The following is a 16,314-nucleotide window of genomic DNA, read 5'->3' as shown; positions in this document are numbered from 1 at the left end:
GAAGGCAAGCAATGAGCAAAACGTTAAGCAATGAATTGCAGCTGGAAGTCGATAAGCGCCGCACGTTTGCGATTATCTCTCACCCGGATGCGGGAAAAACGACGCTAACCGAGAAGCTCCTCCTGTTCGGAGGAGCTATTCGTCTGGCTGGCTCCGTTAAGGCGAGGAAAGCAAGCCGACACGCGACCTCCGACTGGATGGAAATTGAGAAGCAGCGGGGAATTTCCGTTACTTCCTCCGTTATGCAATTCGATTACGACGGCCATCGGGTAAATATTTTGGATACGCCTGGTCACCAGGATTTCAGTGAGGATACGTATCGGACGCTGACAGCAGCCGATAGCGCGGTCATGCTGATTGACGTTGCCAAAGGCGTCGAGGCACAGACGATCAAGCTGTTCCAAGTTTGCCGTAAACGCGGTATTCCGATTTTTACATTCATCAACAAGCTGGACCGTGAAGGTCAAAGTCCGTTTGAGCTGATGGAGGAGCTGGAGCGCGTGCTTGGCATCCGTTCGGTTCCTATGAACTGGCCGATTGGCATGGGCCGCGAGCTTTGCGGGGTTTATGACCGGATGAAAAATCAAGTCGAGCTATTCCAAGGCAATGATCACAGCACCATTGAAGTGCGCAAGACGGATGATTACAACGATCCGATTATTCGCGAGATGGCAGGAGAATACTTGCATGATCAGCTCGTGCAGGATCTTGAGCTGCTTGATGTTGCAGGCGACCCATTCGATATCGAGAAAGTACGTGCTGGCGAGCTGACACCAATTTTCTTCGGCAGTGCGGTTAACAATTTTGGCGTGCAAACGTTTTTGGATAACTTCCTTGAGCTTGCGCCAAAACCGGCGGAGCGCATGAGCACCGACGGCCCTGTAGAACCGACGAATGAGAAGTTCACGGGCTATGTCTTTAAAATTCAAGCGAATATGAACCCGGCTCACCGCGACCGGATTGCTTTTTTGCGTATTTGCTCCGGGCGCTTTGAGCGTGGAATGAGCGTTCGCCATGTCCGTGCGGGCAAAGATATTAAGCTGGCGCAGCCGCAGCAGTTTTTGGCACAGGATCGCGACATTGTAGAGACAGCTTATCCGGGCGATATTATCGGCTTGTTCGATCCGGGTATTTTCCGTATTGGCGATTCGCTGTCGCAAAACTCGGAAGTCGTATTTGACGAGCTGCCGACGTTCTCGCCAGAGATTTTTGCCAAAGTAACGGTTAAGAACGCGCTCAAGCATAAGCAGTACCAGAAGGGCGTTGACCAGTTGACGGAGGAAGGCACGATTCAAGTGTTCCACTCGGTTGGCGGCTTTGATGAGACGATTTTGGGCGTGGTTGGACATCTGCAATTCGAGGTGTTCGAATATCGGATGCGCGCGGAATATGGCGTCGAAATTCAATTGCACCGCATGACGTTCCAGTTTGCACGCTGGATTGTAGACGATAAGATCGACCCGGCGAAATTCCGAATTAACTCGACGCTCGTTCAAGACAAGAAGGGCAATTATGTCGTCTTATTTGAGAATGAATATGCAATGAGAACGGCGATGGACAAAAATCCGACCTCGAAATTTCTCGAAACGGCGCCTTAATCGCGCTGGGAACGTCAGGGCAGGCAAGCTGCTCTGGCGTTTTTTTTGAAAATATAAGGAAGTATAAGTTTCACACTTATAAATGGGCTTATATTTCTAAGGTAAAGCGCTTCATCGCCATGGAAGGACGACGAAGTCGTTTTTGCTTGAAGATAAGCATTGTCAGACCTAGTGCAATTGGAATACAATAGGAGAGTATATGAAGAGGAAGCTTGTATTTGTTTTCCTTGCGTGATGACAATTACATCGAAGTGGGGGGTTGAAGGGAAATGAGCAATGTCAAAACATTGTTATTAATTACAGGAATTTTTGAAATTATTATTGGGGTTCCAGTTATGGGCGGCCTGATTGTAATGGGTCTTTCTTATATTCCGCTGGTTGTCATGCTGGCTCTGCACATTGTCACTTTGGTGCTGGCTTCACAGCATAATGCAGATAAGCATGGCAGTATTCTAGGTATCATTACGTCTGTCATTGCGATTATTCCGATTGTAGGCATGATCATGCATTTAATTACAGGAGTTTTGCTGCTTGTGAGTGCGTCTAAGGCAGACAGCAACCAGTCGTCATATTCGCCGCCGCCACCGCCGTCAAGCTTCTAAAGGAATCGCTTATAAGCAGCGGTAGGGAACGGCAAAGAAGCAAGCATCAAAGAAGCAAGTATCAAAGAAGCAAGTATTAAAGAAGCAAGCGTTAGAGAGCAGTGCAGACCTTTAGAGGACTGCACTGTTCTTTTTTATTTTGCGGCATGCGGAGAAAAAGGATAGTCTGATTTTTGCTATTGACGGGTTTCCACTTTCATGAAATAATGTACGCGTGTACATTAATTGAATTTGCTTGTGAATCAGGAGGATGCTTGCTTTGGTCAGTAGAAAAGAAGTTGCGTCACTTGCGGGCGTATCCGAAGCCACAGTATCCAGAGTGCTTAATAAGGTAGGACCCATTAGGGAAGAAACTCGGCTTCGGGTAGAGGAAGCGGCGCAGCAGCTTGGTTATGTGCCAAGTGCGCTGGCACAGCAGTTCGCGAGAAGCCGGAGCGGGAATTTGGGCGTAATCCTGCCATTTGTTCCTAAGGTTCATTTGTTTTCCACGTATTATTTTGCAGAAATTTTGAGCGGCATTGGCGAGGCGGCTAAGCTATATGGGTATGATGTGCTGTTAATATTTCGCGAGCCGAGCGGCTCGCGAGATTATGCCAGACTGTTTCTGGCACAGAAGATTGATGCCTGTATTGTGTTAGGCGCACAAAATGTGCCGGAAGAGAAGAAAGCGCTTGCGGAGCTTCAAGAGAAGGGTTATCCATTTTGCCTCGTTAACCAGCGGTTTGCGGAGGAAGGATATTTATCCGTCGATGCGGATCATCATGCGGGGAGCTATGAGGCAGTTAAGCATCTCATTGACGGCGGGAGCCGCAAAATTGCTTTTCTAAATGGACCGGATGTGTTCTCAAGCAGTATGGACCGGATGGCGGGCTACAAGCAGGCGCTTACGAGTGCCGGGCTTGCCTACGATCCGTCCTTGACACTGCTGGGCAACTACAGCCGCAAGAGTGGGGTTGAAGCAGCGGAAGCTGTTGCAGCGCTCATCCGCAGCGGGAAGGTGGATGCCGTATTTGCCGCAAATGACCGGATGGCTATTGGTTTGATGGATGGCTTGCGCGCACATGGAATCGAGGCTGGAGTGGATGTAAAGCTCGTCGGCTACGATGATTCAGAGGGCTCGGTTATTGTGAGCCCGAAGCTGACGACGGTAGCAGTGCCTTTCTACGAAATGGGAAGAAGGGCGGCACAGCGGCTGCTCGCTCCTGAGAAGGACGGGCCTCAGCAGGTGAACGAAGGGCTGCTGCCTGTGCATTTAGTTAAGCGGGAAACATCTTCATAAATCGGGAGGCGGAGATTGAATATGGGGAAGAAAGTACGCGTGGGAATGGTCGGCTATAAGTTTATGGGTAAGGCACATAGCAATGCTTATCGGGCTTTGCCGATGTTTTTTCCAAAGACGCCAGCACTGCCAGAGATGAAAGCGATCTGTGGACGCAACGCCGAGGCGCTGGAGCAAGCTAGAAGCCAGTTCGGCTGGGAAAGCGCGGAGACGGATTGGCGCAAGCTGATTGAGCGCAGCGACATTGATGTGATCGACATTAATGCGCCAAGCGATGCGCATAAGGAGATTGCGCTGGCGGCTGCCGCGGCTGGCAAGCATTTGTTCTGCGAAAAGCCGCTGGCGCTCAATGTAGCGGATGCAAAGGAAATGCTGGAGGCGGCAGAGAAGACCGGAATCAAGCATATGGTTGGCTTTAACTATCGCTTCGCACCAGCGGTGCAGCTAGCGAAGAAGCTTGTCAGCGATGGCCGCTTGGGCGAAATCTATCATTTCCGTGCGGTGTTTCTTCAGGATTGGATCATTGACCCAACGTTCCCGCTCGTTTGGCGCTTGCAGAAGGAGGTTGCGGGTTCTGGCTCGCATGGCGACCTTGGCGCCCATCTGATTGACCTGGCACGCTTCCTTGTTGGCGAGTTTGACGAGGTCATCGGCATGAGCGAGACGTTCATCAAGGAGCGCCCGCTGCCATCGGAAATGACGGGGCTTAGCGCCAAAGGGGACGCTTCCGGTGCTCGCGGCAAAGTAACGGTGGATGATGCGACGCTGTTTATGACTCGTTTTGAAAATGGAGCGCTCGGCAGCTTCGAAGCGACGCGCTTCGCGGCAGGACATCGCTCGACGAACGCTTTCGAAATTAACGGCAGCAAGGGCAGTGTCAAATTCGATTTTGAGCGTCTGAATGAGCTGGAGGTTTATTTTACCGACGATGCCGACGATGTTCAAGGCTTCCGCCGCGTGCTCGCGACCGATCCGGCTCATGCTTACATGGATGCCTGGTGGCCAGCGGGACATACGATCGGCTATGAGCATACGTTTACGCATGAAATGCAGGAGCTGATGCTAGCGATTCACGAGGAGCGTCAGCCTGTGCCGAATTTCCATGACGGCCTGCGGTGCCAAGAGGTGCTGGAGGCAGTTGAGCAGTCGATTACAGAGCGCCGCTGGGTCAAGCTGGCGGAGTACAAATAGAGGAGATGCATGAAGACGATGAGCAAACCGAAGGCATTAATCGTGTGGGGCGGCTGGGACGGACATCAACCCAAGGAGGTAGCGGCTATTTTCGAAGCCGTGCTTGCGGGAGACGGGTTCGAGGTTGAGGTTTCGGATACGCTGGAGGCTTTTGAGGATGGGGAGAAGCTGAAGGCGCTGGACCTGATCGTTCCGGTATGGACGATGGGGAAAATTACTGACGATCAGTTGAAAAATGTATCTGAAGCGGTTCAAAGCGGCGTGGGGCTTGCAGGCTGTCACGGCGGCATGTGCGACTCCTTCCGCGAAAGCGTGGAATGGCAGTTCATGACGGGCGGCCAGTGGGTGTCGCATCCCGGTAATGACGGTGTGGAGTATGTGGTCAATGTAACGAACACCTCCAGCGTGCTGACCGATGGCATTGAGGACTTTACGGTTAGCAGCGAGCAGTATTACATGCATGTAGATCCGGCGGTTGAAGTGCTGGCGACGACACGTTTCCCGGTTGCAGAAGGCCCTCATTTGCTCAATAAAGCGGTTGATATGCCTGTAGCTTGGACGAAGCGCTGGGGTGTAGGCCGCGTCTACTTCAATTCACTTGGGCATCAAGCTAACATTGTGGACATTCCAGTTGTAAAAGAAATGATGCGTCGCGGGTTTAATTGGTGTGCGGAAGGAAAAGCAGCTGCAGCAGGCAGAGACGGAGGCAAGCATGAGTAAAGTCAAGGTTGGGGTCATCGGGACAGGCAATATAAGCCGCATTTATTTGGAAAATGGTTCGAAATTCAGCTCCATGGAAATTGTCGCATGTGCGGATCTGGATGTGGAGCGCGCCAAGGAGAAGGGCGCGGAGTATGGCATTCGCGGCTGCTCAGTCGAGGAGCTGCTTGCTGACCCGGAGGTGCAGATGGTCATCAATCTGACGATTCCAGCTGCACATGCTCCGGTATGCTTGCAAGCACTGGAAGCAGGCAAGCATGTGTACGTAGAAAAGCCGCTAGCGGTTACGCGCGAGGAGGGCAAGCAGGTGCTGGAGCTGGCGGCAGCGAAAGGGCTGCTCGTAGGCAGCGCGCCAGATACGTTCCTTGGCGGCGGTCTCCAGACGTGTATTAAAATCATTGAAGACGGCTGGATTGGTACGCCAATTGGCGCTACCGCTTTTATGATGTCAGGCGGACATGAGAGCTGGCACCCAGCTCCAGATTTTTATTACCAGCAAGGCGGCGGCCCGATGTTCGATATGGGACCTTATTATTTGACGGCGCTTATTGCGATGCTGGGGCCGATTGCACGTGTAACGGGTTCGACACGCATTACCTTCCCAGAGAGAACCATTACAAGCGAGCCGAAGCGCGGCCAGAAAATTGAGGTCGAGGTGCCGACGCATGTAGCTGGTATTATGGAATTTGCCGCGGGCCCAATCGGCACCCTGCTGACTAGCTTTGATGTAAAGGCCGGCTCGACGCTGCCATTCATTGAAGTATACGGCAGCCAAGGCACCCTTCAAGTTACGAACCCAAATGATTTCGGCGGTCAAATTAAGCTGCGCCGCAGCTGGTCTGCGGAATGGTCGACCATTCCGCTTGCTTACGGCCATTCGGAAAACGGCAGAGGCATTGGCGCAGCAGATATGGCGCAAGCTATTCTGACGGGACGCAAGCATCGGGCTAATGGAGAGCTTGCCTATCATGTGTTGGAGGCGATGCATGGCTTCCATGATGCGGCTGAGCAAGGCAAGCACTATGTGATGCAAAGCAGCTGCGAGAAGCCGGCGCTATTTCCGCTTGGTTTAGCGGAATATACACTGGACAAATAGGCTGGTCTAATATAGTTGAGGTAGGCTCGTTAATCCGCTAAAGCTTGCGGGTTGGCGGGCTTTTTTTTAATATAGGCAGTTAAAATTCCCCCTCCTTATAATGGGCTTATTTTTCATCCGACAAAAGCTCTGCTTTGCCTTACCTTGCATCGTGTGCTACCAGTTTCAGGCTCATTTGAGGTATGATAGAGCTATTGGTTTTAGAAATGGAAGCATGAGATGAAGTAGGAGAGTGAAACATGCATAACCCTTATGAGGTTCGAAAATCGAGCTTGATCGCCGAGCTTTCCGCTGCTGGAATGGAGGCAGCACTCGTTACGTCGCCGGGCAGTGTTTTTTATTTGACGGGCTTTCATTGCGACCCACATGAGCGTTTTATGGGATTGCTAATTAACCCGAAGGAGTCGACGTATACGTTGTTCGTCCCAGCTTTGGATCAGGAGAGCGCAAGCGGAGCAGCGATGGTATCGAAGCTGGTTGCGATTTCGGATACCGACAATGCCTATGAGCTGCTTGGCAAAGAAGCTGACAAAAGCGCCGCTACCATTGGCGTAGAAAAGCGGCATTTGAATGTGGCAACCTATGAGCAATTGGCTGGTGTGTTTGCTAAGGCAGCCTTCCGGGATGTGGAGCCGCTGCTTATGGCTTTGCGTCTTCGCAAGTCGCCTGAGGAAATTCAGCGGGTGCATGCCGCAGTAGTCATTGCCGAGCAGGTGCTGTATGAAGTAGCAGCCAAGGCGGCCGTTGGCGTGTCCGAGCTTGAGCTGAACGCAGAGATTGAATATCGGCTGCGCGTGCTGGGCGGCGATAAGCCGGCATTCGAGACGAGTGTGCTGGGCGGCGCTCGCTCCGCCTTGCCGCATGGCAGGTCGGGTGAGTATCGACTGAAGGAAAATGATTTTCTACTCATTGATATGGGCGTGTACAAGGATGGTTATTGCTCGGACATTACGCGCACATTTGTAATCGGTGAAGGTACAGCCGAGCAGGTGCGTATTTATGAAGCGGTGCTTGCGGCGAACCGTCAAGCAATTGCGTCCGCAGAAGCGGGGAAAGCGCTCGCTGTAGTAGATCGTGCTGCTCGCGAGGCGATTGAGGCACAAGGCTACGGTGAATTTTTCAATCACCGTGTAGGTCACGGCTTCGGCATTGATATTCATGAGCTGCCTTCCGTTCACGGGAGCAATGAAGCACGGATTGAAACGGGGCTGCTGTTCACCGTAGAGCCGGGCATCTATGTTCCAGGCCTTGGCGGCGTGCGTATCGAAGACGATATTTATATCGGTGAGGATGGCAAGCCGCAGGTGCTGACAAGCTTTCCGAAGGAGCTTCAGCGCCTGTAGCCTGCGGCTGAGCAGTACAGGGCAGAATAGAGCGATAAAAGAGCAGCATAAGAGCAGCAATAGGAATGGGTTTACGCAGGTGTAAAATCCTCTTGTCCTCATGGACAAAAGGATTTTTTTTATTTTTCACGAGCTAATTGAGAATTGGAATCTCTTTGTTCATATATAAGAAAATATAAATTTCACGATTATAAACAGGCTTATACTTCTCTGAATGCACCGCGCCAAGCTGCCAAAGGACGGCTATAGCCGTTTCACCTTGCTGCCTGCAAAAATGGTATGTTAAGATTTGATAAAGCCAATTCAACAGCCTAGTAGCTTTTACATAATCACTTTATATTTTTGGCGAAACTATAAAGGGGTGTGTACGTTGAAGTCAGACATACTGCAATCGGTTGTAATGGTAAAAGGGACGCTGGTGCTGCCGGAAACGGTAGCGGAGGGCGCTGTTATTATAAAAGCAGGCATCATTGCGGAAGTATTGATTGGAGCAGAGCAGATTCAAAGCTGGCTGGCGCACTCAGATCATAAGGAAGGGCAGGCCATCAGGGACAGCGGAGAAAATGTGGATAGCTATCGCCACCATGAGCTTGAAATAATCGAGGCGGATGGTTGTTACCTATTGCCGGGGCTTATTGATGTGCATTGCGATGCGATCGAAAAAGAAGTTCAGCCTCGTCCAAATACGCTGTTTCCGCTGGGTATGTCATTGCTGGAGTTCGAACGCAAGCTTCCGCTCCATGGCATTACGACGATGTATCATTCTTTATCGCTAGGTGTTGGACTAAGTCTGCGGGGCGAGCATTTGCTGACGCAAATGGTGGAGCTTATTCGCAGCTACCGCGAGCAGCGCTCTGTCGTGCGCAATCGCATTCATTTAAGATATGAAATTTCGTATTTGCCGGGCTTGCCCATCGTGAAGCGATATGTGGATGAAGGTGCCATTGATTATTTATCGTTCATGGATCATTCGCCGGGTCAAGGGCAGTACAGAGAACCGGGCTCCTTCGAGCGTTATGTGATGAAAAATCAATCGGTCAGCGTCGATGAGGTACGCACCATCGTGGAAGAGCTGATGGAAAATAGGCGCCAAATTGACTGGCCCGGCTTAGAGGAGCTTGGTCGGCTGGCCGTGCAGCGCGGCATTTCGGTTGCTTCGCATGATGATGATTCGAGCCTGCGGGTAGATCAGTTAAGAGGTTGCGGCGTCAGTGTCTCCGAATTTCCCATTACGCTGGAAACGGCCGTTTACGCCGTCCAACAGGGCCTCCATGTATGCGTAGGGGCGCCTAATATTGTGCGCGGCGGCTCGCATGATAAAAATTTATCAGCGGTCGAGGCGATTGCCGCAGGAGCGGCTGACATCATTTGCTCAGATTATCATCCTTCGGCGTTGCTGAACGCGATTTTCAAGCTGGCGGATGAAGGAATAACCACTTTGCCAGCCGCCGTTCGCACCGCTACGCTGGCTCCAGCGGAAGCGCTGGGAATAGCCAGTGAAGTCGGAACGCTTGAGCGGGGCAAAGCGGCAGACCTAATCATCGTCGATCGTTATGAAGGCCATCCATGGGTCAAACGGACAATCGTTGGCGGCAAAACGGTATATACCGCGTTGACCCGTTAAAGCATTTTAACGCGTGGCGGGCTGAGCGATTCGTGCTAGCTGCGTATGCAGCGCAGTTACCAAGCGTGCTTGCTCCTGCTCGTCGATTTGCTTCCAAATCATTTCGAACAATACGCCAAGTCCAGGCAGCGCACGCTCGTCATTGCCGATCGAGCTTTCAATCACTTCCGTTAATTCATTAAGCGGCTTATCTTGAACCCGCCTTATAATGGCTTGACGCAAATCCAGATTATCCAACCGGATTCCCTCCAAGTCGTCGTTATTACGCGCAGCTGCAGCAGTTTGGAGCGAGGTCGCTAAAACTGAGCAAGTCGGCGTGCCTAATTAATATGTCCGCAGCGGTGTTTTTTCATTCTACATGAGCTCGTATGTTATAATGGCAAATAGCTGATTTTTGTTGCATAAGCGAAGGGAGAGGTGCTGCTTGCCGAAAAAACAATACGCCGTTATCGGCATCGGCCGATTTGGTCTTAGCGTTGCTTCATCGCTCACGGACATGGGCTTTGAGGTGCTGGCGATTGATACGAGTGAGGACCGAGTACAGGATGCGGTTAACCATGTCACGCATGCCGTTGTTGCGGATTCAACCGATGAGGAAGCGCTGCGGGCGCTGGGCATTCGCAATTTTGACGTTGTAGTCGTGGCGATTGGCCAGGATATTCAGTCGAGTATTTTGACGACGCTGATTTTGAAGGATATGGGCGTCGGCCTCATTATCGTCAAGGCGCAAAATGAGCTGCACGGCAAGGTGCTCAGCCGAATCGGCGCCGACAAGGTTGTATATCCCGAGCGGGATATGGGGCTGCGCGTCGCGCATCATTTGATCTCGCCTAATATTTTGGACTACATCGAAATTTCCGAGGACTACAGCATCATTGAAATTAAAGCGCCTGAGGCGATGATTGGCAAAAGCTTAAAGCAGCTCGAAATTCGTGCGAAGTTCAAATGCAACGTCATGGCAATCAAGACGGGTTCGAGCATGAATATTGCGCCTTATGCGGATGATCTCATTCGCGATATCGACATTTTAGTTATTGTAGGAAAAAATTCAGACTTATCCAATTTGGAAATTGCTTATTCGGAAGGTTGAGTAATAGAGATGAACAATCATAGCCTTTTAACCTCGATTCAAAATGACCGTGTCAAGCAATGGGCGTCCCTGTTGGACAAAAAATACCGCGATCGCCTCGGAAAGTTTATTATTGAAGGCGTTCATTTGGTGAAGGAAGCTTTCGCAGCAGTAGTGGAAGTTGAAGCGGTTTTATATGATGCGGAGCGCGGATTGCCGGAGGAGCTGCGCGAGCTTGCGGAGCAGACTGGCCGTGGAAGCAGATATGCGGCCAATGCTGTCGCGGGTAATGCGGAGGCGAGCGCTGATGTCGAATGGATTCAGGCGACGCGTCCCGTAATGGCCAAATGCTCGGGGACGGATACGCCGCCGCCGGTTTTTGCTGTCGTGCGCAAACTGGAAACGGCGGACGATGCATTATTTTCAGCAGGTGGACTTGTCATTGTACTCGATGGCGTAAGGGACCCAGGCAATGTCGGGACGATTATCCGCAGCGCGGATGCGGTCGGCGCGAATGGCGTTGTGCTGGGCAGAGGCTGTGCTGATCTGTACAATCCGAAGACGGTGCGCTCCACGATGGGCTCGTTGTTCCATTTGCCGATTATCGAGGCGGACTTGACGGAGCTGCTGCCTGCGGCGCAGGATCAGGGTTTTGCGTTGGTCGGAACAAGCCTCAACGCTACACATACTTGCTACTCGTATGATTGGACAGCTCCGACCTGGCTCCTGCTCGGCAATGAGTCGGAAGGGCTGTCGGCAAGCTCGCTTGAAGCAGCCAATGAGACGGTTATTATTCCGATGCAGGGTCGGGCGGAATCGCTGAATGTGGCGATGGCGGCGACCGTGCTGCTGCATGAGGCGATGCGGCAGCGGCGTTTTAACAAATAAAAAATTCCTGTCCAACACCCAAATAATCGTCCCTAACTAAAATTAACTGTCTCCAAAGCACCAAAGGCTGGAAGCTGGTTGCTGCTTTTCACGACCAACCCCTCCAGTCTTTTTCTCATGCTATAAAGCATGTTCTGTGATTCATATGAAACTTGGATGGAAGTCTCTCTAATAAAAAAAAGAGGCGGCGATTAATAGCCGCTGAAATGTTGTTATTCTAAATTAGACCAAAAAAAGATTATCATTAAATGATACTTTCAAAATTCCTAACACATTGTTGCGTAATTAATAAACGGTGTTGTTGTTGAAAGCTTTGTGGGAAATTTTGCTGACAAAAACACTGGAGGGCTTAAATGAGGAAGTTTTTTATTACTGACATACATGGCGACTATCGAGGGTTCAAGATGTTGATAGAGCATGCAGAGGTAGATTTTGAAAAGGATCAGCTCGTAGTTGGCGGCGACATGATTAGTCGCGGCAAGGATAGCGGCAAAGTGATGAAGTTAATCAAGTTGCTTTGTGAACAGTATTCGAACAACGTTCAAGCCGTCATTGGCAATCACGAGGAGATGATGGGCTGGTATTTTCAGCGAGGGAACAGATTATGGCTCAGTCACGGGGGGCATGATGCGGTTGCGGACTTCAAAAAGACATTTCCCAACGAAGAGCAGCGACAAGCCCACATCTACTGGGCAACCTCATTACCTATGTACTTTGAGGATGATGAGTTTGTTTATACGCATGCTGGCTTGAACCCGCATGAGCCGCTGGACGCTCAGAGTCGGGACATACTTTGGATGTCCGAAGGTGAGTTCTACTCGCTTCCAAAAGAATCGCTTTTAACTTCTACCGTCGGAAAACCTATTATCCATGGTCATACTCCTGTCGAAAGAATTTATTTTGACGGTGTAAGAATGAACTGCGATATGGGATCAAACACCTACTATGTAGAGGAAGAACGGGGATTAGGACTTATAAATCTATCGGAGATGGTTTACTTCGTCTATAAACAAACACAGAAGAAGATAGAAAAACGAAAGATACTTTATTATTAATACAGAGAATTGTATTATTTTGTCTCTAATGGGGTTTAGCATCGTACAATATGACTATACCCCTTTACAGGCGTTTTACATAAACAATAATTTTTGACCCATGTGAGTTACAACCCATAGCAGCCCTGTTCTTGTATTGCTATTCATTGTCGATTAAAATGTAATCATCAATAATGCTGTATAAATGACATTGCTGTATAAATTACATAAGTGAGAACAGGTGTCTGATCGGCGAGCGTGCTTGTCGTTCTGACTTAAAAGGGAAGTTCGGTGCAATACCGACGCGGTCCCGCCACTGTTACGGAGGAGCAGGCAGCTTAACCAGCCACTGATCGACATGGATCGGGAAGGCTGCTGCCGAGTGATGATTCCGGAGCCAGGAGACCTGCCTGTTCTGACAACACTGCTGTACCTACGGGAGATAGGGAGGTGTTAGATGAACCATCATGCACCATTTATGAAGGCGTCTTTCCCTATGTATTTTCAACGGGAGGATGCCTTTTATTGTTGCGAATTGGACCATTGCTTTAAACGAGTGTGACGGTCCATAATTCTGATGTGGAGGGGAAATTCAATGACCTTGCAGCAATTAAAATATATTTTGACCATCGTTAGAAGCGGCTCCATAAGCGAAGCGGCAAAAAGGCTGTTTATTTCGCAGCCGAGCTTGTCCAACGCGGTGAAAGAAATCGAGATGGAAGCTGGAATTGAGATTTTCCTTCGATCGTCCAAGGGAATTGTGCTTTCAAGCGACGGAGCGGAGTTTTTATCCTACGCTAGGCAAGTCGTAGAGCAAGCCGAGCTTCTTGAGCAGCGTTACATGAATCGCAAGCCTTCAAAGAAGCTGTTCTCCATCTCAACTCAGCATTACGCCTTCTCTGTACAGGCTTTCGTCGGGCTGCTGAAGGAGCTTAACGTGGACGAGTACGAGTGCACGCTGCGCGAAACACGCACCCACGAGATTATCGAAGACGTACGGAATATGAAAAGTGAGCTCGGAATCATCTATATGAGTGAATTCAACCGAAAGGTGATACAGAAAATTTTAAAGGACAACGAGCTGCGCTTCCAACCATTGTTCCAAGCGGAAGCGCATGTATTCATCAGTCAAGAGCATCCCCTTGCCTCAAAGGAGCTGCTGGACATCGAGGATTTGGACGAGTACCCGTGCTTGGCCTTTGAGCAAGGCGAATATAATTCCTTTTACTTCGCAGAGGAAATACTTAGCACACGAACGTACAAGAAAAAAATATTGGTCAGTGACCGCGCGACGCTATTCAACCTGCTCATCGGACTTAATGGGTATACCATAAGCTCGGGCGTACTCAATAAGGATCTTAACGGGGAGCTAATCAAATCCGTAAGACTTCGTACGGATGAGAGCATACAGGTAGGTTATATCGTGAATCAGAAGGCGAGCTTGAGCCAATTGGCCGCCGCCTATGTTCGGAAGCTTAAAACGGTCATTACAGACTTTGGATATCCGATCATAAACCAAGAGGATGAGCTCGCTTGAGCCCATCCTCTTGTACGTTATGATAAGGTTGCTCTTACTTCTTTAGTTGCTTGGACAAGGTTTTTCAAGCTGGCCCACGTTTCAGTGACACCGCGAGTTTTAAGTCCGCAGTCGGGATTAACCCATAGCTTGGACACCTCTATCTTGCCTAGCATGCGGTCGAGTCCTTGTTTAAGCTCCTCGACGCTTGGAATCCGAGGTGAATGGATGTCGTATACGCCTGGACCGACTTCTGTACGGAAGCCGCACTCATTGATTGCGTCGATGATGGCTAAGTCTGAGCGCGACGCTTCGAACGTAATGACATCTGCGTCCATCGCATCAATATCACGAATGATATCGTTGAACTGGCTGTAGCACATATGAGTATGAATTTGCGTTTCTGCTTTGACGCCGCTATGCACAAGTCTGAAGGCAGGAATCGCCCAGCTCAAGTACTCGCTCTGCCAGTCGGAATGACGGAGCGGAAGCTTCTCTCTTAATGCAGCCTCGTCGATCTGGATAATCTCAATGCCGTTAGCCTCGAGATCGAGTACTTCGTCACGAATGGCAAGACCGATCTGTTGCGCACTTTCCTTCAGGCTAATATCTTCGCGTGGGAACGACCAGTTCAGAATCGTTACCGGGCCCGTCAGCATGCCTTTAACCGGTTTGTTGGTAAGACTCTTAGCGAATGCCGAATATTCTACAGTAATCGGCTTGCTGCGGCTAATATCGCCCCATACGATCGGTGGTTTTACGCAGCGTGTGCCGTAAGACTGCACCCAAGCGTTCTCAGTGAAAATAAAGCCATCCAAGCATTCACCAAAGTATTCGACCATGTCGTTGCGCTCGTATTCACCATGAACGATGACGTCAATTCCGATTTCCTCCTGCTGCGCGATACATTCCGCGATACGGTCAAAGTTGAATTGCTTATACTGCTGCTCGGTGATATTGCCTTTCTTGAAGGCAGCGCGATTCGAGCGGACGTCAGCTGTCTGAGGGAATGAACCAATCGTCGTTGTAGGTAACGGCGGCAGATTGAATTTCGTTTTCTGAATCGTTTCCCGCTCAGCGAATGCAGGAAGTCTAGTGAAGTCGCTGTCCGTCAGCTCAGCCACTCTCTTCTGAACCGAGTTGTCGTTCGTGAGGCGCGATGCGCTGAACAGCTTCTCATTCTCCGTATAAAAAGCGGATGCCTCCTGACTTGCCTGCTCCAGAATCGACTTGAGCTCTGCAAGCTCGCGCAGCTTTTCTTCCGCAAATGCGAAATACTGCTTATTCTTCGCCGTCAGCTTCGTCTCGTGCTTAATCGTGTATGGGACGTGAAGCAGCGAGCATGAAGTGCCGAGCACAACTTGGCTTGCATGCTTGCCGATCTCTTGAACGAGAGCGAGCGTCTTTTTATATTGGTTTTTCCAGATGTTCTTGCCGTTGATTACGCCAGCAAACAGCACTTTGTCGCTTGCGAAGCCATACTGGCGCACGAGCTCCAAAGACTGCTTGCCCTCGACGAAGTCGAGGCCGATTCCGTCGAACGGCAGCGCTTGAAGCACCTGATAGCAGTCGCGAACGTCTCCAAAATAAGTTTGCGCGATCACCTTTACGCTGCCTTTGGCAGACAGGATGCCGTTGTAAAGCTCTGTGAACAGCGCGATATCTTCCGCAGTTAAATCCGATACCAGTGCAGGCTCATCGAGTTGAAGCCATGCTGCGCCAAGCGTGTTTAATTGGTTAAGAACAGCCGTATATGCTTCGACAATTGCAGGCACGAAATCCTTTGCTTTCTTCGAGCCGGTGAATCTCGCGAGCTTGAGCAGGGTGAACGCTCCGACCAGCACAGGCTTGGTTGCAATGCCAAGCTGACTAGCTTCCGTAAATTCGTCGAATAGCTTTGATCCAGCCAAATGGATGCTTGTCGTATCGTCGATCTCGGGCACCATATAGTGATAGTTCGTGTTGAACCATTTTTTCATCGCCAGCGCTTTAACGTCGCCTTTGTCTCCTTGATAGCCTCTCGCCATTGCGAAATACGTCTCCAGCGGGCTTAGGCCGAGCTGTTGGTATCTTTGCGGGATGATCCCAAGCGAGCAAGCCGTGTCGAGCAGTCCATCGTAGAAGGAAAAATCGTTGGACGGAATGAAATCGACGCCATTCTCCTGCTGCAGCTTCCAGTTTGCCGATCTAAGCTGAGCCGCCGTTTGCTGCAGTTCTTCAACGGGAAGTATGCCTTTGAAATATTTTTCGGATACGAATTTAAGTTCTCTGAGCGCGCCGACTCGTGGATAACCGATAATGGATGTTTTCAATTGTAACAGCTCCTTATGTAATGGTTGGCTTTAGTATAGAGC

The 16,314-nt window shown here is 50.3% G+C and carries 14 protein-coding genes and 1 riboswitch; of the genes, 12 read left to right on the top strand and 2 right to left on the bottom strand.

The features are described from left to right. The first annotated feature begins 11 nt into the window (after positions 1-11). The 8 genes from V5J77_RS20715 to V5J77_RS20680 all read left to right on the top strand — a co-directional run bounded on the left by V5J77_RS20715 (position 12) and on the right by V5J77_RS20680 (position 9,453). Entirely contained in the window at positions 12-1,598 is a 1,587-nt protein-coding gene (locus tag V5J77_RS20715; RefSeq protein WP_338552730.1) for a peptide chain release factor 3, read from the top strand. Between the two features lie 269 nt (positions 1,599-1,867). Next, on the top strand, positions 1,868-2,200 hold the full coding sequence (locus tag V5J77_RS20710; protein ID WP_338552729.1) for a hypothetical protein: 333 nt from the start codon (positions 1,868-1,870) through the stop codon (positions 2,198-2,200). A 250-nt stretch (positions 2,201-2,450) separates the two neighbouring features. Further along, positions 2,451-3,479 (top strand): LacI family DNA-binding transcriptional regulator, encoded by a 1,029-nt coding sequence (locus tag V5J77_RS20705; protein WP_338552728.1) that lies wholly within the window; start codon positions 2,451-2,453, stop codon positions 3,477-3,479. Between the two features lie 21 nt (positions 3,480-3,500). Next, positions 3,501-4,670 (top strand): Gfo/Idh/MocA family oxidoreductase, encoded by a 1,170-nt coding sequence (locus V5J77_RS20700; protein ID WP_338552727.1) that lies wholly within the window; start codon positions 3,501-3,503, stop codon positions 4,668-4,670. Between the two features lie 18 nt (positions 4,671-4,688). After that, positions 4,689-5,390 (top strand): ThuA domain-containing protein, encoded by a 702-nt coding sequence (locus V5J77_RS20695; RefSeq protein ID WP_338552726.1) that lies wholly within the window; start codon positions 4,689-4,691, stop codon positions 5,388-5,390. Beyond that, complete coding sequence (locus V5J77_RS20690; protein WP_338552725.1) at positions 5,383-6,486, top strand: Gfo/Idh/MocA family oxidoreductase; 1,104 nt, start codon at positions 5,383-5,385, stop codon at positions 6,484-6,486. Before V5J77_RS20695 ends, V5J77_RS20690 begins: the two co-directional genes overlap by 8 nt. A gap of 239 nt (positions 6,487-6,725) precedes the next feature. Continuing rightward, positions 6,726-7,829 (top strand): Xaa-Pro peptidase family protein, encoded by a 1,104-nt coding sequence (locus V5J77_RS20685; RefSeq protein WP_338552724.1) that lies wholly within the window; start codon positions 6,726-6,728, stop codon positions 7,827-7,829. A 370-nt stretch (positions 7,830-8,199) separates the two neighbouring features. Next, the gene (locus tag V5J77_RS20680) at positions 8,200-9,453 is read left to right on the top strand and encodes an alpha-D-ribose 1-methylphosphonate 5-triphosphate diphosphatase (protein ID WP_338552723.1); all 1,254 of its coding nucleotides are present in this window, start codon (positions 8,200-8,202) and stop codon (positions 9,451-9,453) included. A gap of 6 nt (positions 9,454-9,459) precedes the next feature. Here V5J77_RS20680 and sspI read toward each other — a convergent pair whose 3' ends face one another. Next, positions 9,460-9,690 (bottom strand): small acid-soluble spore protein SspI, encoded by a 231-nt coding sequence (gene sspI, locus V5J77_RS20675; protein WP_338552722.1) that lies wholly within the window; start codon positions 9,688-9,690, stop codon positions 9,460-9,462. A gap of 187 nt (positions 9,691-9,877) precedes the next feature. Between sspI and V5J77_RS20670 the strand changes: the two genes are divergently transcribed. The 4 genes from V5J77_RS20670 (at position 9,878) to V5J77_RS20655 (ending at position 13,981) form a co-directional block, all read left to right on the top strand. Further along, positions 9,878-10,543: a TrkA family potassium uptake protein gene (locus V5J77_RS20670; RefSeq protein WP_338552721.1), complete on the top strand. Its 666-nt coding sequence runs from the start codon at positions 9,878-9,880 to the stop codon at positions 10,541-10,543. A 9-nt stretch (positions 10,544-10,552) separates the two neighbouring features. Next, positions 10,553-11,410 (top strand): RNA methyltransferase, encoded by an 858-nt coding sequence (locus V5J77_RS20665; RefSeq protein ID WP_338552720.1) that lies wholly within the window; start codon positions 10,553-10,555, stop codon positions 11,408-11,410. A gap of 353 nt (positions 11,411-11,763) precedes the next feature. Then, a complete protein-coding gene (locus V5J77_RS20660; RefSeq protein ID WP_338552719.1) occupies positions 11,764-12,465 on the top strand; it encodes a metallophosphoesterase in 702 nt (233 codons plus the stop codon). Positions 12,466-12,666: 201 nt separating this feature from the next. Further along, positions 12,667-12,873, top strand: a riboswitch (cobalamin riboswitch). A 166-nt stretch (positions 12,874-13,039) separates the two neighbouring features. Further along, the gene (locus tag V5J77_RS20655; RefSeq protein ID WP_338552718.1) at positions 13,040-13,981 is read left to right on the top strand and encodes a LysR family transcriptional regulator; all 942 of its coding nucleotides are present in this window, start codon (positions 13,040-13,042) and stop codon (positions 13,979-13,981) included. Between the two features lie 17 nt (positions 13,982-13,998). Here the strand turns inward: V5J77_RS20655 and metE are convergent, their stop codons facing one another. Next, positions 13,999-16,272 (bottom strand): 5-methyltetrahydropteroyltriglutamate--homocysteine S-methyltransferase, encoded by a 2,274-nt coding sequence (gene metE / locus V5J77_RS20650; RefSeq protein ID WP_338552717.1) that lies wholly within the window; start codon positions 16,270-16,272, stop codon positions 13,999-14,001. Between the last annotated feature and the right edge of the window lie 42 nt (positions 16,273-16,314).

The sequence above is a fragment of the Paenibacillus sp. KS-LC4 genome, assembly GCF_036894955.1.
In the GTDB taxonomy this organism is placed as follows: Bacteria; Bacillota; Bacilli; order Paenibacillales; family Paenibacillaceae; genus Pristimantibacillus.
The sequence above is the reverse complement of the archived record's forward strand: the minus strand, read 5'-3'. Positions and strand labels throughout refer to the sequence as shown.